This window comes from uncultured Neglectibacter sp. (genome assembly GCA_937958185.1).
GTDB lineage: Bacteria > Bacillota > Clostridia > Oscillospirales > Acutalibacteraceae > Acutalibacter.
Map to the genome: position 1 here is coordinate 15,302 of CALFFN010000007.1, position 15,891 is coordinate 31,192.

A 15,891-nucleotide genomic window follows, 5' to 3' on the forward strand; every position below is an offset into this window, starting at 1 on the left:
GAATACTGTAGCATAAAATAGTTGGTTATGCAACTATTTCGGGAAAATTTCTCTCCTGTGTTGCTATTTTAATTAAAAAAGCGGAGGAAGATAAAAATTTTTCAAAGAGGTTGCACAAAGTAAAACTTTTTGATATGCTAAAGGCAAAGCTTATTTCATGTGCCCGAAGCAGCTCGGGAGAAAGGCGGAAAAACATATGGCGAGAGAATTTGTATGCACGAAAACAGACCCTGTGGTAGAGACGAAAGCCGGGAAGCTTCGCGGCTTCCGGCTGGACGGGACCTACATTTTCCAGGGGATTGAATACGCGTGGGCAGAGCGGTTCCAGCCCCCGCAGCCGGTAAAGCCATGGGAGGGGGTCAAGGACGCGCTGTCCTACGGCTTTGTGTGCCCGCTGCTCCATCAGGAAACGCCCAACGGCGAGGTGCTGGTGCCCCATCGGTACTGGCCCATGAGCGAGCACTGCCAGAACCTGAATATCTGGACACAGTCCCTGGACAGGAACGCCAAAAAACCGGTCATGGTGTGGCTGCACGGCGGCGGGTTCTCCGCGGGCTCCGCCATTGAGCACATCGCCTATGACGGCGAGAACCTGAGCAGGTTCGGAGACGTGGTGGTGGTCTCCGTCAACCACCGCCTGAACCTGCTGGGCTACCTTGACATGGAGCCCTTCGGCGAAAAATATAAAAATTCCTGCAACGCCGGCAACGCCGACCTGGTCGCCGCCCTGCAGTGGGTCCATGAAAATATCGAAGCTTTCGGCGGGGACCCTGAAAACGTCACCCTGTTCGGGCAGTCCGGCGGCGGCATGAAGGTCTACACTTTGATGCAGACCCCCTCGGCGGACGGTCTGTTCCATAAGGGCATCATACAGAGCGGCGTGATCGGCGACTGGGGAGAGGAGCTGAAGCCCGACGGCAGACCTGTGGTGCTGGCAATGCTGAAGGAAATGGGGCTCACGGAAAAGGACGTTTCCCAGCTGGAGACCCTGCCCTATGAGCGGCTTGCGGAAGCCTATGAAAAGGTGGTCCCCGCCCTGCAGCGCCAGGGGATATACACGGGCAGCACCCCCGCCCCCAACGATTTCTATGTGGGCGACCCCAAGGACGTAGGCTTTACGGAGCACGCCAGGACCATTCCCGTCATGGTGGGCTCGGTATTCGGCGAGTTCGCTTTTGCCCCCGGCATTCCCACCCGCAACGATCTGACCGAGGACGAAAAGACCGCCCTCATTGAGAAGAAATACGGTGAGCGCAGCGGCGAGCTGATCGACCTGTTCCGCAGGGCGTGGGGCGAAAAGGACCTGACCACCCTGCTGACGCTGGATTCCCTGTTCCGCAAGCCCAGCCAGCGGTTCATTGAGCAGAAGGCAGCCTGCTCCGAATGTCCTACCTATTCCTATCTCTTTGCCTATGAGGCGCTGTACGACGGCGGCAAGACGGCATGGCACTGCTCGGAGATACCTTTTGTCTTCCATAACACCTGCCTGACCCCCGTATTCAACGAGCCGGGCGTTACCGACGAGCTGGAAAACAAAATGTGCGGCGCGTGGGTGGGCTTTGCAAGAAACGGCGACCCGGGCTGGGAGCCCTGTGAGCCGGGGAAAGAGCGGGTCATGGTCTTTGACCGGGAATGCTCTCTCCGGGAAAATTTCGATAAGGACCTGATCGCCCTTCATGACGAGCTTTCTCCGCCCTTCTCCTTTATGAGCGAAGACGAGCCTATTCAGCACTGATCTGAGAAAGCGGGGAAAGCCCCGTATCTATTTTTCAAATTCCTTTTTGAAGCGCGGACAAGGGGCTTGAATTTTCCTGTAAAACTTTGTATAATCGGAAATAAGAGAAAAAGCAGGAAGAGGGAGAGTGGACGATGATGAAACGGTATCTGAGCCTGGCGCTGGCGGTATGCCTGCTGGCGGCGGGGCTTTGGGGGTGCGGAAAGAAGGACGGGAAAAAGGATGCTTCTTCCGCGCCGGTATCCTCTGCGGCGTCGCTTCCCATGGCAACGCCCGCCCCGGTACAGTTGAAAAAGGCTGTGCGGGTCAAGGCGGACGATGGGCTGAATATCCGCTCTGAACCCTCTACCGACGCGGATATCCTGGGTCTGGCGGAATACAACAGCATGCTTCCTTTGAGGAAGGATACGGAAACCGACGGCTGGTATGAGATAGAGTACGAGGGCAAAGCGGCCTATGTCTCCGCGGAGTATGCCGATGTGCGGAACGTGACCCTGACGGAGTACAATAAGCTGGTAGCCGGGGAAAGCGGAGCCGGGGCGGACATATCCTCCTCCGGCGCCCCCATTGACGACGATCCGGGCAAGAAGCCTGCGGCTGCCGCCCCGTCCGCGTCTTCCGGCGCTCCGGCGGCTGTGTCCTCCAGTAAGCCGGATACCGCGAAAAATTCCAACGATCAGGACGGAGAGTAATTTTCCGGACACGAATGAGAAAAGCTTTGACGGACCGGAGCGGCTCCTTCCGCCTTCGGTCCTTTTCCATGCAGAAAGGGGCAGACTATGAATATCCTCATCATCGGCGGCGGGCAGCTGGGCAGAAAGACGGCGGAGCTGCTGGACAGCGCCGGACATACAGTGGAAGTGCTGGACGAAAGCGGCGACAATCTTACCCTTTTAAGCGCCGATTTCAGCGGCGTGACCTCCGTGGGTTTTCCGCTGGACCTGAACGTTCTGCGCAACACGGGCATAGAAGGCTGCGACGCGGTGGCGGTGGTCACCGCGGACGATAACCTGAACATCATCGTGGGGCAGCTCGTAAAAGACTATTTCGGTGTGCCCAAGGTCATCGCACGTATTTCCGATCCCCAGCAGAAAACGGTGTTCGAGAGTTTCGGGCTGCAAACTGTGTGTCCCACCAACATGGCAGGGGAGAAGATCGTAACGGCTCTGACCAGCCCGTGGCAGGACATGCAGCTTACCTTTGGTACGGCAACGGTTTCCCTGCAGGTGCGCCCGGTGGAAAAAAGGCTGTTTGGCAAAACGACGGACGAGCTGGAGACCTACCCCGGCGAAGGCGTGTTCGGCGTGATCCGGGAAAGCGGCGCGTTCCAACTGTTGGAGCACGGCATGGCTTTGCCGCTGGCTGCCGGGGATTCCCTGGTGATCAGCCGGAAAATAGATTGAGGAGGTTGCTGCAATGCGAATGATCGTTATGGGCGGAGGAAAAACGGGCTGGAACCTTGCCCGCACTCTGCTGGAAAAACGGTATGAGGTCAGCGTCGTTGAGCGGGACTGGGGGCGCTGCCGGAAGCTGGCGGACGCGCTGGACGCCACCATCTGCCGGGGAGACGGCACGGACATTTCCGTGCTGGAGGCGGCAGGCACCATGGAAGCGGACTGCTTTATGGCGGTCACCGGCGTGGACCAGGACAATCTGGTGGCGGCGCAGCTGGCGAGAAAGCATTTTCACACGAAAAAGGTGATCGCCCGCGTCAATGACCCCCGGAACGTGGATACCTTCCGCCTGCTGGGAGTGGAAAATATCGTGTGCAGCGCGGAAATTCTGACGCGCATGATCGAGCAGGAAGCCGACCAGGCGCATATGCACCTGATCGCCACGCTGAATCAGGGCAAGGCGGGCATCTGCTCCATCACCCTGCCGGAAAATACCGCTTTAGACGGCGTGGCGCTGAGAGACATCAAATTTCCCTCCGACGCCCTGGTGATCTCCCTGATCCGCGGCGGAGAACTGACGATCCCCAATGGTTCCACGGTACTGCAGCGGGGCGACGAGCTGGTAGCGGTCGCCGGAGAGAAGACCCAGAAATCGCTGGTAAAGGTGCTGTCTGCGGAAAAATGACTTTTAGAAAGCCGCGGGTGTGGGCTTTTTACAGGGCAGAACAGCGGGCTGTTCAGAAAAAATTCAAAAATTAGTAATGATTCCTACTTTACAAAAGCAAAAACCTGTGCTATACTGGTGCCTGTAAGCGGAAGATGCTTTTATTGAGAGGAGGGGTTGTTGTGGAAAAGCGGGAAAATTTCAGCCAGAAGCGAATGGCGATTTTGAACGTCCTGCAGAAAACCACCGTGCACCCTACGGCGGAATGGGTCTATGAAACGCTGCAGCCCCAGTACCCCAATTTAAGCCTGGGCACGGTATACCGCAATTTGAAGCGGTTCTGTGCCGAGGGGAAGGCAGTCAGTGTGGGCGTGATCGACGGGCAGGAGCATTTTGACGGCACGGTGACCCCTCATGCCCATTTCATCTGCAACAAATGCGGCGCGGTGCTGGACATACAGCGGAATTTCTTTGGTTCCGAAGCGCTGCAGCGGCTTTCCGAAAGCACGGGGCGGCAGGTGGAAAGCGCCAGCATCACTTTTCGGGGCGTTTGCGAGCACTGCCGGAAGGAAGCGTAAGATCCAGGCGAAATGCAGGTCGGTTTTCCGACCGAAATAAAAATATTGGAGGTCTTTTATCATGAAAAAGTTTGTTTGCACCATCTGCGGCTATGTGTACGAGGGAGAAGCCGCTCCTGAAAAGTGCCCTGTCTGCGGCGCTGCCGCGGAAAAGTTCACAGAGCAGTCCGGCGAAATGAGCTGGGCGGCGGAGCACGTTGTGGGCGTTGCCAAGGGCGTGGACGAGAAGATCATCGAGGGTCTGCGCGAGAACTTCCAGGGCGAGTGCACGGAGGTCGGCATGTATCTGGCGATGGCGCGGGTCGCCCATCGCGAGGGCTATCCCGAGATCGGTCTGTACTGGGAAAAGGCTGCTTATGAGGAAGCCGAGCACGCCGCCAAGTTCGCGGAAATGCTGGGCGAAGTCGTCACCGACAGCACCGAAAAGAACCTGAAGATGCGCGTTGAAGCCGAGAACGGCGCTACCGCCGGCAAGACCGCGCTGGCAAAGCTGGCAAAGGAGCTGAATCTGGACGCGATCCACGATACCGTGCATGAGATGGCGCGGGACGAGGCACGCCACGGCAAGGCATTTGCCGGTCTCCTCAAGAGATATTTCGGCAAGTAAGAAAAAGCAAAAAACAAAAAGGGCAGGCAAACCGCCTGTCCTTTTTTATGTCCAGAGAGTTTTTTGTCCGGGAAAACTTTGCCTTGACATCCCACAGGCCCCGTGCTATACTGGCTCCTAATATTTAGAAAAGGGGTGTGTTTATGCTGTACAATGAGTTTGACCCTGAGCGCCGCGCGATCATCAACCCGGAGGACCATCACCCTGTGATCCCGGACTTTCCCCCGATCTGCATTGGGATTTTTTCCCGACCGATCGTGGACCGGCTGCTGGAAAAGTATGGCGGCGAGGAGCTGTGCCGGAGCAGATTTTGTACCGGGGACGAGATCATCTGGCGGGTAAAAGCGGGGGATACGGAAGCGGCGCTGTTTGTCTCCCATGTGGGCGGTCCGGCGGCGGTATCCATTTTAGAGGAGCTGGTTGCCCGGGGCGGGAAGCATTTTGTCTTCTGCGGGGCTGCCGGGGTGCTGGACAGCGAGATCGCCCACGGCAGGCTGCTGGTTCCCACCGCTGCCATTCGGGACGAGGGCGCCTCCTATCACTATCTGCCTGCCGCCGATGAGGTAGCGCTAAAGCCCGCCTGCGTTTCTGCCTGCCGGGACGCGCTGAACGGGCTGGGCTTTCCCTTTGCCGAAGGCAAAACCTGGACCACCGACGCCTTCTACCGGGAGACCCAGACAAAGCTTGCTCGCCGCCGGGAACAGGGCTGCATCAGCGTGGAGATGGAATGCGCCAGCCTTGCGGCAGCAGCGCAGTTCCGCGGGGTGGACTTTGCCCAGTTCTTCTACGCCACCGATACGCTGGACGGAGAGGGCTGGAATTCCGGCATTCTGGGCGAAAAGGGCGCCGGGCTGGAGGAAATATGCTTCTCCGCCGCCCTGGAAACAGGGAAACGGCTGCACGGAAAGTGTGCTTGACAGCTGAGAAATACGTGCTTGCGGTTTGTGCCAGTATGAATAAAACTTTATAAGACAAAGCAAGCCCCGGCATTCTTCCATGGAGAATGCCGGGGCTTGCTTTGTAATTAATGATGGCAAGGCGCTTTCCCTGGGACAGCAGGAATATGGTCTGCTTTTGAGAACAACCCTTCTGCCGCAGAAAAGCCATATCCTGCTAAAATAGGCAAAATCCACGAAACGCACTTGACTTGACAGGAAATTTCAGGTAAATTATAACTACAAATCGGTTCGGAACGACGACCAGTAAATCCTGAAAGAAAAGGCGGCGACAACATGGAAGCGTATCAATTTTTGAACGGTCAGGGCGATTTCGTCCTGAAAAATGCCCACAGGTGCCCGGAGGTATATTTCCCCCTTGTAAATGAGGGCGGCATGATGTCCAGCATTACCCCGCTGCTGGCGGGGGACTGTAAAACCGACCAGAACACTTTCCTGCTGGCGCCTGCCAGCGCCGAGACCCTGCACGAAAGCACCGCCACCCGGAATTTCTGGGTCTGCCTGCCGGGGGAAGCCCCCTGGTCGGTGACGGGAAAAAGCGCCCTGCAGCGGGCGGACGGGTCAGAGACCTCCACCCTGACCGGCGGGCTGCTGTGGCAGCGCGTGACCCGGGAAAAGGCCGGAGTGCTGAGAGCCGAGACTCTGAGCTTTGTCCCCGCGGGCAGGGACCGTGTGGAGATCATGCAGGTGTCCCTGACCAATCTGGGAACAACGGAACTGACGTTCACCCCGGTTGCCGCCGTGCCGCTGTACGGGCGGTCCGCCGACAATATCCGGGATCACCGTCATGTGACCAGCCTGCTCCATCGGATCACCCTGACAAAATACGGTTTGGAGCTGCGCCCCACCCTGACCTTTGACGAGCGGGGGCACCAGAAAGGAGAGGTCACCTACCGCGTATACGGCGCGGAGGAAGCGGGACAGCCGCCTGTGGGCTTTGTGCCGGAGGTGCGGGATTTTGTGGGCTGCGGCAGCTACGACTGGCCCCAGGCGCTGACGGAGCCCGGCAGCGCGCCTTTGCTCCATGAGGGCGATACCGCCCAGGGCACGGAAGCGGTAGGGGCGTTGTTCTTCCGGGAGACCACCCTTGCCCCCGGCGAAACGAAACGGTACCAGGTGGCGCTTGCCGTGCAGGACGATCCCATACCTTACCTGACTGCCGACGCTGTGAGCAAAAGCCTGGCGGAGACAAAGGACTGGTGGCAGCGGGCAGCTTCCCAGCAGTTCTGCACCGGGGACAAAACCTTTGACGCATGGATGCGCTGGGTAGGGATCCAGCCCCTGCTGCGCAGAATTTGCGGGTGCAGTTTCCTGCCCCACCACGATTACGGCAGAGGAGGCAGGGGCTGGCGGGACCTGTGGCAGGATAGCCTTGCCCTGCTGCTGACCGACCCCGCCGCCACCCGGAACGATCTGCTGTGCTATTTTGCCGGGGTGCGCACCGACGGCACCAACGCCACCATTATCGGCACAAAGCCCGGGGAGTTCAAAGCCGACCGCAACAATATCCCCCGGGTGTGGATGGATCACGGCTTCTGGCCCCTGCTGACCATCAACCTCTATCTGGACGAGACGGGGGACGACAAATTCCTGCTGGAGGAGCAGCCCTATTTTGCGGATACGCTGGCGTTCCGGGGCGAGGGCAGCCCCCGCTCGGAAGTCGGCGCTGCCCATTCCGGCACGGTGCTGGAGCACCTGCTGCTGCAGGCGGCAACAGCTTTCTTCGACGTTGGCGAGCACGGGCACATGCGGCTGCGCGGCGCGGACTGGAACGACGGCCTGGACATGGCGCGGACCCGGGGAGAAAGCGTGGCGTTTACCGCCGCCTACGCGGGAAATTTTGACACGCTGGCAAAGCTGCTCCGCCGTTTGGAGCAGGCAGGGCAGAAGAACACATTCCTTTTGAAGCCGCTGGCAGAGCTGATCGACAGCGATTTCGGCGCGCCGGAGCAGCGGCAGAAGCTGCTGTACGGCTACTGCGCCGCAGCAAACGGTACCACGGAAAAAATGGAAGTCTCTTTGCCCCATCTTGCGGATAGAATGGCGCAGATGGGCGAAAGCATAAAAAATCACATTCGGGAAACGGAATGGACGGGAGACGGCGCGGGGCACAGCTGGTTCAACAGCTATTACGACGATTCCGGCAACGCCGTGGAGGGCGCCGCCCACGGCGACCCCCGCATGATGCTCACCGGGCAGGTGTTCACCCTGCTTTCCGGCACAGCGGAGGAGGAACAGGCGCGGGAGATCGTCTCCTCCGCCGACCGCTACCTCTTTGACGGGAACCGGGGCGGCTACTGCCTGAATACAAATTTCCATGAAGTGAAGCTGGATATGGGCAGAATGTTCGGCTTTGCTTACGGTCATAAGGAAAACGGCGCGGTGTTCTGCCATATGGCGGTGATGTACGCCTACGCCCTTTATTCCAGGGGCTTTGCCAAAGAGGGCTGGAAAGTGCTCAGCACCCTGTACCGCCAGAGCGTACAGTTTGAAAAGAGCCGTATCCTGCCGGGCATTCCCGAATATTTTGACGACCGTGGGCGGGGAATGTACCCCTACCTCACCGGGGCGGGCAGCTGGTGGCTGCTGACCCTGCAGACCCAGGCTTTCGGTGTCCGGGGCAGAGCGGGAGACCTGGTGCTTGCCCCCAAGCTGACCTCCGACCAATTCGATGAGACAGGAGCGGCGGAGATCATTTGTACCAGCGCGGGGCACAGGCTCACCGTCCGCTATGAGAACCCGGAGCACCTGGATTGGGGACAGTACCGCATTGCTTCCGCCGCCTGCGGCGAAAAGGTCTGGACGGGCACAGGGGAGGAGCTTGTGCTGCCTGCCGATGAACTGTCCGCCGGGGAACTGACCCTCACCGTGACGCTGGCTGCCAAATAATCAGAACCGAGAAAGGACGAATATCCATGTTTGACGAGAAAAACCGTTTTATCATTCCCGACTATCAGAATAAACCCACCTTTTCCAGCTTCCTGCCGGGGATCGGCGGGGAAATGGGCGTGCCAATGTGGTGCTATTACAACAACCGCGGGCAGGCGGTGTGCAGCTTCGGTGTGTCGGATAAGGACCATGCCATCATGGAATTCTGCCCCGCCCATGTGGCGTACCGGGACGTGAGCCGCACAGGCTTCCGCACCTTCTGCAAGGTAAACGGGCAGTACCGGGAGCTGTTTACCGACCACCCGGAAATGCACATCGGCATGAGCGAGGTGGAAATTATAGAGCAGGCGGGGGAATTGTCCGCCTCTGCGCTGTATTTCGGCGTTCCGGGGGAGCGTTCCCCGGCGCTGGCAAGGGTGCTGAAGCTCCGCAACGAAGGGAAGCAGCCCGTCGCGCTGGAGGTGCTGGACGGCATGCCCGCCCTGGTGCCCTACGGCATCAATCAGGATATGCTGAAAAACATGACCCAGCTTTCCAAGGCGTGGATGCAGGTGGAGGATCACGAAAAGGGGCTGTCCTATTTCCGGGTGCGGGCGTCCACAGCGGACACCGCTATGGTCACAATGGTAGAGGAGGGCAATTTCTGCCTTGCCTGGGACGAGAAATTTGATTTGCTGTGCCCACTGGTGCAAAGCTCCCTGATGTTTGGCGAGGACACCTCCTTTGCCGTTCCCCGCGGCTTTTTGGAAAAGGGCATACAGGGGCTGTGCCGTATGAAGCAGGTCACCCAGAACCAGTTCCCCTGCTGCTTCCTGCCCAAGGAGATCACCCTTGCGCCGGGCGAGGAAACGGCGATCTACAGCCTGTACGGGCAGGCGGAGGAAAAGGGCAGGGTGCGGCAGCTTGCCGGTACCGTCACGGGGATCGGCTGGTTCGAGGAGAAGCGCCGGGAAGCCGCAAAAATCGTGGACGACCTTTGCGGAAAGGCAGAGTGTAAGACCGCCGACCCGATTTTTGACGCCTACAGCAAACAGGCGTATCTGGACAACCTGCTCCGCGGCGGCGCGCCCATGCTGTTTACCGATGGCGAAAAAACCGCGCCGTTTTACCTCTATTCCAGGAAGCACGGCGACCCGGAGCGGGAGTACAATTACTTTTCCCTGGGCAGGGAATATTACGCGCAGGGCAACGGCAATTTCCGGGACGTGAACCAGAACCGCCGCTGCGACGTGCAGTTTACGCCCAAACTGGGCAGGGAAAATATCCATACCTTCTTCGACCTGATCCAGACCGACGGCTACAATCCGCTGGTCGTCACCCCCAGCACCTTCACCCTGCCGGAGGAGGAGCGGGCGCGCTTTGTGCAGCGGCTCCCCCAGGCGGAAAAGCTGCTGTCGGGTCCCTTTACACCGGGCGCGCTGGCAATGGCGGCGGAGGACGGCGGCATGACCAAGGCGGAAGCCCACGCTTTCACTGCACAGGCGGTGTGCGCTGCGGTCAGTGAAGCAAACGCGGACTTCGGCGAGGGCTATTGGAGCGACCACTGGACGTATAATCTGGATTTGGTCGAGTCCTATCTGGGTGTGTTCCCGGAGGAGCAGGACGACCTGCTGTTCGGCGACCGCCGGTACCGCTATTATGAGACGAAGGTGCTCATCAACCCCAGAGCCAAACGGTACGAAAAGACCAAGAACGGCTTGCGCCAGTACCACGCGCTGGACACGGCCGCCAAGGATACCACCCGGAAATGGATGTGCACAGAGGACGGGCAGGAAGCCAGGAGCACCCTGATCGAAAAAATGATTTTGCTTTGCACCTTAAAGACCGCCACCCTTGACCCTGCCGGAATGGGTGTGGAAATGGAGGGCGGAAAGCCCGGCTGGTACGACGCGTTAAACGGCTTGCCGGGGCTTTTGGGTTCGTCCATGGCGGAAAGCTGTGAGCTTGCCCGGCTGCTGCACTTTACCGTGGAAGCCCTGGAGCAGCGCGGCGGGGAGATCGAGCTGTACCGGGAAGCGGCGGAGCTGCTGGACGGGCTGGACGCCATTCTCGCCGGGGAGCAGGACGCGTATACCATCTGGGACAGGGAAAATATCCTGAAGGAAAACTATCGGGAGAAGACGAAGAACGGCTACCAGGGTCAGCGGAAAGCGGTGGACTGCGCCGTTCTCGCCCAGAAGCTTTCCCGGTTGGAGGAAACTGTACAGCGGGGCATTTCCGCCGCCTGTGAGATCGGCGGGGGCGTGATCCCTACCTACTTCATTTTCAACGCCGTCTCCGTTGCCGACACCCCGGAGGGTCCCATGCCCCTGAAGCTGGAAGCCCAGCCCATGGCGCTGTTTTTGGAGGGTCCCGTCCACTACCTGAAGCTTTCCGTAGAACAGGGCAAAAAGGAAGAGCTTGCCCGGCAGGTAAAGGCAAGCCCCCTGTATGATAAGAAGCTTCATATGTACAAGGTCAACGCCAGCCTGCAAAACGAAAGCTTTGAGGTGGGGCGCGCCAAGGCGTTCACGCCCGGCTGGCTGGAAAACGAATCCATCTGGCTGCACATGGAGTACAAATATCTGCTGGAGCTGCTGAAAAGCGGATTATACGGGGAATTTTCGGAAGCGTTCCACGATGCGGCAGTGCCGTTCCTGAACTGGGAGCAGTACGGGCGCAGCCCGCTGGAAAACGTGTCGTTCCTGGCTTCCTCCGCCAACCCGGACCCTGCCGTTCACGGCAGGGGGTTCGTGGCGCGGCTTTCCGGCTCTACGGCGGAATTTTTGCAGATATGGCAGATCATGTTCTTCGGGAAACAGCCCTTCCGGCTGGAAAACGGTGAATTGCAGCTGGAGCTTGCCCCCTGCGTTCCCGGCTATCTGCTGCCGGAAAGCGGCAGGGTGGAGGCGGTTTTCCTGGGCGGCATTCCCGTCACCTATGCGACAGCCGCCGGGGAGCTTACTCCCGGCAAAACCCGTGCGCTGCGCTACACGCTGACCTATTCCGACGGCGCTGCCGAAACGGTAGAGGGCTGCCGCCTGTCCGGCAAAGCCGCCCGCGCCGTGCGGGACGGCGGCGTCAAGGCGCTGCTGGTGGAGCTGGGCTGACCTTGTTCGCCCTAGCGCCCCTTGCTCTTTTCCTCCAGCTCCGCGCCGTAACGGACGACCACGGCAAGCAGGATCAGGAGAATGCCGGGCACAATGCCGCCTGAAAAGTCGGCTCTGCTCCATTCCGGCAGACCTGCCGCCTCATAGAGCACGTCCCTGACCAGTGTGGAAACAAAGCTCAGCACGACCGTCAGTATCCCAAGCTGTTTGATCCGGTTCGCCCCCGCGTTTGTAAAGGGCGTGCCCTCCTTCAGCTCCAGCGTGAAATATCGGTAGGCGTAGGCTGTGCAGGCCCCGCCAAGCAGCAGGGAGCAGGCAGCGGCGGTCAAACTGGCGGTCAGCTGCCCTTTGCTCATTTCAGCCGTTGCCGACAGGAAATGGAGGAACTGGTTTTCCGCGGTCAGCACGCCTGCCGCCACGAGAATTGCCGCGACCGACGTCAGGACCAGCCCTACGCAGGCAAATACCAGAACGATCTTTGTGAGTATTTGGAATACCCGCATTCCCTTTTGGATCTTTTCTAAATTGCTCATTCTCTGACTGTCCTTTCTTCCTTATATTCCAGCAGGTTCCCGATATGCTCCTTTTCAAAGAACATTTCCCGGTTCGTCAGCACCACCACTACCGCTGCGGCGGTCACCACAAGGGTCTCCACGCATTTTGTCTGGGGGGTCATGGCGATTTTTTCCTGCATGGTGTTGATAAAAAGATGGAAAATGATGCTCGCCAGCATACTGCGGTTGTTTTTCACATAGACCCATGTCGTCAAAAAGTCCAGAGGGATCACGCTTATCAGAAAATTCAGCATATAGCCGAAGCCCAGGACCCTCAGCCCGTAGTGGTACGTGCCCTCGATCCAGAACAGCGGCAGGTGCCATATTGCCCACACAACGCCGAAAATGACGGACTCGGTGAACCACGAGAAATAGGACGCGATGGAATCCTCGCCGTAGCCCCGCCAGCCCGTCTCCTCAATGACCGTCGCCAGTAAAATGGTGAGTAGGGCGGAGGTGCCGTTTATGGAAAAGGAAAAATCCTCCGTAAAGGCAAACTGGTCCAGGGACTGCCCGAACAGGGTGGAAAGCAGAATGGAAAGGGCAACGATGGCTGCAAAGACCAGGACCGCTGTGAGAATGTTCAGGGGATTGAGCCGGTAAAAGCCTGCCAGCTTCCTTTTCAGATCATTTTTCAGCGCCGCATTGCCGGAGGTCAGCACGGTAATCACCGCCGTGGCAGCGGGGGAAATCAGACCCAGCAGCATGAACACGGAGGAAAGACCGGGATCCGGCTTGCTGAGAAACGCGGCGGTGATCCAAAACGCCCATGTGACCGCAAAGCAGGTGATATAAAAGCGGATGGGCCTGTATTTATACGGTTTCATTGGGTCCCTCCCGGAAAGCGCAGATGACCAGCTCGCTCTTGATGCCGTTCAGCTCGATCACATTTTCCGCGCCGGGCGTGGCAAAGCTTTCCGCCGGCTTTCCGTCCTTCTCATAGGTGATGCTTGTGCCTATGCCCTTTTTAACGGCGGTGAAGGCTGTGCCGTCTGGAATATGTATCTTTGAGGTGGCTGACCTTTGGTTTATGGCGATCTCTCCGTTTAAGGAACGGCACACCACGTCCATATCCAGGTCGCAGTCGATCTCCACCGTGCCGGAAACGTCCTTCAGGACCATGCTGGACGCTTTTACCGTCATCTCAATGCTTTCGCTTTCCAATGAGTACAGCTCCACCGTTTCCGCGTTGACCTCACACTCGATACTGCCGGTGTACGGCTTGGGGAGCTGGACAAAAATGGTGACGGCTTCCTTTGCCGCAGCCTCCGACATACCGTTGCGGCGGCTCACGTCCACGTCGATCCTTTTTCGGATATCGTCTATCCTGACCTTGAAATCGCTCTGCAGCGTGGAAAGCGTCTGGGACGCCAGGCGCACCCGGAGCTTTTCCCCCTCGTACCCGGAAAGCACAAGCTTTTTAGCCCCGCCGAATTTCATGTCGTAATGCTTGGTCTCCCCAATGTCGTACTCCGTGACACTTTCAAAAAGATAATCTGCCGGCGCTTTTATCCCTCTCTCCGCAGAGAGCAGGTCGTCGATGGAAATGCCGAACAGGGCGGAAACCGCCACAATGTTTTCAATGTCGGGGATACCGGCGGCGGTTTCCCATTTTGTGACCGCCTGTCTTGACACCCCGAGCTTTTCAGCCAGCTGCTCCTGAGACATACCTGCCTGCTTCCGAACGGATTTCAATTTTTCTGCGAATGTCATGTTCACGACCTCCTTGGCTTCGATACGCCCAGTATAGACAAGTGTATTTTACATTGCAAGCAAGCAGAAGCTGCATTTCAAAATTTTCTGCTACTTTTCGTGTCATTTTTCCCTTTGCCGGGGATTTTTGCCTGAACCGCGGGGGTTTTCCTCCCTGTCCGCGCGCTCTTAAAATTCAGGGAGGGCTTGCGTTTTTCCGCGGCGTCTTTTACAATAAAAGCAGGGAAGTGATATGGTGGAGATGAAGCCCATCGGCTGGATACGGAGCGATTTCAAAACAAAATTCGGCATTCCCCGGCAAAGCGGGCTGGTGGAAGAGCTGCGGGCGCAGGTGGTTTTTGCCCTGGAATACCGGGTGCAGGAGGCGTTCCGGGGGCTTGCGGGCTTTTCCCACATTTGGCTGCTGTGGGAATTTTCCGAAAGCGTTCGGGAAAGCTGGTCGCCCACGGTGCGCCCGCCCCGGCTGGGCGGCAACCAGCGCATGGGCGTGTTCGCGACCCGGTCCCCTTTCCGCCCCAATCCCATCGGGCTTTCCTGCGTCAAATTGGAGCGGGTAGAGCCGGATTCCCCCGATGGTCCTGTCCTCCATGTGCGGGGCGCCGACCTGCTGGACGGCACTCCCATCTTCGATATCAAGCCTTATCTGCCCTATGCGGACTGCCGCCCAGAGGCGGTGGGCGGCTTTGCGGCGGATTATCAAGCCCGCCTGACGGTGGATTTCCCGGCGGGGCTTGCCGGGAAGATACCGCCGGAAAAGCTGGCGGCGCTGACCGGCGTGCTGGCAGGCGACCCACGCCCGCCCTACCAGAACGATCCCGAGAGGGTGTACGGCATGACGTTTGCCGGCTTCAACATAAGGTTCCGGGTGGAAGGGGACAAATTGACCGTGCTTGAAATCAGCAAATTTGAATGAGGAAGAAACCCGTTTGAAAGGGCGGTTTCGATAAAAAACTCCAAAGGAAGGGTCGTGGTAAGTATGACGAAATATGAGCGGAAAGAAAACCTGACGAGAGAGAGGCAGGGCGCGGTCTGAAGCAGCGCCGCCGTTCTGCCGGAAAGGACTGGAAATGGAGTTTGAAATTCGAGACTGCACTCCCGATATGGAAAAGCTGTGGGAGGAACAGTTTGTGCGGTACAACTATGAGGACCTGGGGCTTACCCGGATCCCGGAGGAGGTTCTGCGGGAGAAGATCGCCAAGGGGATACTCTGGCACAATCTGGAGCAGGGCATTTCCCAGATCGCCATGGCGTTTTGCGATGGGAAACCTGCGGGTTTTGTGATGTATCAGGTGGACAGCGAAAAAAGCGACTGGTGCATGCGCCCGGGCTGGGGGATGATCCGGGAATTCTGCATTGTGCCGGAGCTCCGCCACAAAGGATATGGCAGGCTGCTGGCGCAGTACGCGGAGAAAAGGCTGGGAGAATTGAGCGACCGGCTGTACCTCACCGCCCACGACGAGGGGGCGAAAAGCTTCTGGGTCGCCTGTGGTTTTGCCGACAGCGGGGAGGACGCCAGCAACGGCTGCCGCATTTTTGAAAAATATCTGGAGCGTGCTCCGAAAAGCTGAACGCCGGCTTTTGCGGGCGTGTAAAGAAAGCGGGTATCCGAAAAGACTTCGGATACCCGCTTTTTTATGGCGCCATGAGGCGAAATAAATCCCCCGGTTTTACCGGGGGAGATAAAAAAGCGGAGCAAAAGAAATAACCACCGA

Annotated in this window: 14 protein-coding genes; 11 read left to right on the plus strand and 3 right to left on the minus strand. The window is 58.4% G+C overall.

Going from position 1 to position 15,891, the window contains the following annotated elements; translation table 11 throughout:
• Positions 1-196: 196 nt before the first annotated feature.
• The 9 genes from AB8996_RS02240 to AB8996_RS02280 all read left to right on the plus strand — a co-directional run bounded on the left by AB8996_RS02240 (position 197) and on the right by AB8996_RS02280 (position 11,912).
• The gene (locus tag AB8996_RS02240; RefSeq protein WP_369297346.1) at positions 197-1,735 is read left to right on the plus strand and encodes a carboxylesterase/lipase family protein; all 1,539 of its coding nucleotides are present in this window, start codon (positions 197-199) and stop codon (positions 1,733-1,735) included.
• A 137-nt stretch (positions 1,736-1,872) separates the two neighbouring features.
• Positions 1,873-2,427, plus strand: a complete 555-nt coding sequence (locus tag AB8996_RS02245; protein ID WP_369297347.1) for an SH3 domain-containing protein — start codon at positions 1,873-1,875, stop codon at positions 2,425-2,427.
• A gap of 87 nt (positions 2,428-2,514) precedes the next feature.
• Positions 2,515-3,138, plus strand: coding sequence for a TrkA family potassium uptake protein (locus tag AB8996_RS02250; RefSeq protein ID WP_369297348.1), 624 nt, complete (start codon positions 2,515-2,517; stop codon positions 3,136-3,138).
• A gap of 13 nt (positions 3,139-3,151) precedes the next feature.
• Positions 3,152-3,814 carry a TrkA family potassium uptake protein gene (locus tag AB8996_RS02255; protein ID WP_369297349.1) on the plus strand — a complete coding sequence of 221 codons (663 nt, stop codon included), beginning with the start codon at positions 3,152-3,154 and terminating at the stop codon, positions 3,812-3,814.
• Between the two features lie 161 nt (positions 3,815-3,975).
• Positions 3,976-4,371, plus strand: a complete 396-nt coding sequence (locus AB8996_RS02260; protein WP_369297350.1) for a Fur family transcriptional regulator — start codon at positions 3,976-3,978, stop codon at positions 4,369-4,371.
• A 61-nt stretch (positions 4,372-4,432) separates the two neighbouring features.
• The gene (locus AB8996_RS02265; RefSeq protein WP_369297351.1) at positions 4,433-4,978 is read left to right on the plus strand and encodes an NADH peroxidase; all 546 of its coding nucleotides are present in this window, start codon (positions 4,433-4,435) and stop codon (positions 4,976-4,978) included.
• Between the two features lie 143 nt (positions 4,979-5,121).
• On the plus strand, positions 5,122-5,895 hold the full coding sequence (locus tag AB8996_RS02270) for a nucleoside phosphorylase (RefSeq protein ID WP_369297352.1): 774 nt from the start codon (positions 5,122-5,124) through the stop codon (positions 5,893-5,895).
• A 315-nt stretch (positions 5,896-6,210) separates the two neighbouring features.
• Positions 6,211-8,823 carry a cellobiose phosphorylase gene (locus AB8996_RS02275; protein WP_369297353.1) on the plus strand — a complete coding sequence of 871 codons (2,613 nt, stop codon included), beginning with the start codon at positions 6,211-6,213 and terminating at the stop codon, positions 8,821-8,823.
• Positions 8,824-8,849: 26 nt separating this feature from the next.
• Positions 8,850-11,912, plus strand: coding sequence for a cellobiose phosphorylase (locus AB8996_RS02280; RefSeq protein WP_369297354.1), 3,063 nt, complete (start codon positions 8,850-8,852; stop codon positions 11,910-11,912).
• Positions 11,913-11,923: 11 nt separating this feature from the next.
• Here the strand turns inward: AB8996_RS02280 and AB8996_RS02285 are convergent, their stop codons facing one another.
• From AB8996_RS02285 to AB8996_RS02295, 3 genes are read right to left on the minus strand one after another with little or no spacing between them, the layout of a single operon-like run.
• Positions 11,924-12,445: a hypothetical protein gene (locus AB8996_RS02285; RefSeq protein ID WP_369297355.1), complete on the minus strand. Its 522-nt coding sequence runs from the start codon at positions 12,443-12,445 to the stop codon at positions 11,924-11,926.
• Positions 12,442-13,293, minus strand: a complete 852-nt coding sequence (locus tag AB8996_RS02290; protein ID WP_369297356.1) for a CPBP family intramembrane glutamic endopeptidase — start codon at positions 13,291-13,293, stop codon at positions 12,442-12,444. Before AB8996_RS02290 ends, AB8996_RS02285 begins: the two co-directional genes overlap by 4 nt.
• On the minus strand, positions 13,280-14,179 hold the full coding sequence (locus AB8996_RS02295; RefSeq protein WP_369297357.1) for a helix-turn-helix transcriptional regulator: 900 nt from the start codon (positions 14,177-14,179) through the stop codon (positions 13,280-13,282). The genes AB8996_RS02290 and AB8996_RS02295 overlap by 14 nt, the downstream gene beginning before the upstream one ends.
• Before the next feature lie 232 nt (positions 14,180-14,411).
• On the opposite strand from AB8996_RS02295, the gene tsaA reads away from it, so the two are divergent.
• Together tsaA and AB8996_RS02305 are read left to right on the plus strand one after the other, a co-directional pair.
• Positions 14,412-15,092, plus strand: coding sequence for a tRNA (N6-threonylcarbamoyladenosine(37)-N6)-methyltransferase TrmO (gene tsaA / locus AB8996_RS02300; protein WP_369297358.1), 681 nt, complete (start codon positions 14,412-14,414; stop codon positions 15,090-15,092).
• Between the two features lie 154 nt (positions 15,093-15,246).
• Positions 15,247-15,747 carry a GNAT family N-acetyltransferase gene (locus AB8996_RS02305; protein ID WP_369297359.1) on the plus strand — a complete coding sequence of 167 codons (501 nt, stop codon included), beginning with the start codon at positions 15,247-15,249 and terminating at the stop codon, positions 15,745-15,747.
• Positions 15,748-15,891 lie beyond the last annotated feature (144 nt).

Excerpts from the sequence above, each read along its gene's own strand:
- AB8996_RS02240 (WP_369297346.1), top strand. The coding sequence starts at position 197 with ATGGCGAGAGAATTTGTATGCACGAAAACAGACCCTGTGGTAGAGACG.
- AB8996_RS02245 (WP_369297347.1), top strand. The coding sequence starts at position 1,873 with ATGAAACGGTATCTGAGCCTGGCGCTGGCGGTATGCCTGCTGGCGGCG.
- AB8996_RS02250 (WP_369297348.1), top strand. The coding sequence starts at position 2,515 with ATGAATATCCTCATCATCGGCGGCGGGCAGCTGGGCAGAAAGACGGCG.
- AB8996_RS02255 (WP_369297349.1), top strand. The coding sequence starts at position 3,152 with ATGCGAATGATCGTTATGGGCGGAGGAAAAACGGGCTGGAACCTTGCC.
- AB8996_RS02265 (WP_369297351.1), top strand. The coding sequence starts at position 4,433 with ATGAAAAAGTTTGTTTGCACCATCTGCGGCTATGTGTACGAGGGAGAA.
- AB8996_RS02270 (WP_369297352.1), top strand. The coding sequence starts at position 5,122 with ATGCTGTACAATGAGTTTGACCCTGAGCGCCGCGCGATCATCAACCCG.
- AB8996_RS02275 (WP_369297353.1), top strand. The coding sequence starts at position 6,211 with ATGGAAGCGTATCAATTTTTGAACGGTCAGGGCGATTTCGTCCTGAAA.
- AB8996_RS02280 (WP_369297354.1), top strand. The coding sequence starts at position 8,850 with ATGTTTGACGAGAAAAACCGTTTTATCATTCCCGACTATCAGAATAAA.
- AB8996_RS02285 (WP_369297355.1), bottom strand. The coding sequence starts at position 12,445 with ATGAGCAATTTAGAAAAGATCCAAAAGGGAATGCGGGTATTCCAAATA.
- AB8996_RS02290 (WP_369297356.1), bottom strand. The coding sequence starts at position 13,293 with ATGAAACCGTATAAATACAGGCCCATCCGCTTTTATATCACCTGCTTT.
- AB8996_RS02295 (WP_369297357.1), bottom strand. The coding sequence starts at position 14,179 with ATGACATTCGCAGAAAAATTGAAATCCGTTCGGAAGCAGGCAGGTATG.
- tsaA (WP_369297358.1), top strand. The coding sequence starts at position 14,412 with ATGGTGGAGATGAAGCCCATCGGCTGGATACGGAGCGATTTCAAAACA.
- AB8996_RS02305 (WP_369297359.1), top strand. The coding sequence starts at position 15,247 with ATGGAGTTTGAAATTCGAGACTGCACTCCCGATATGGAAAAGCTGTGG.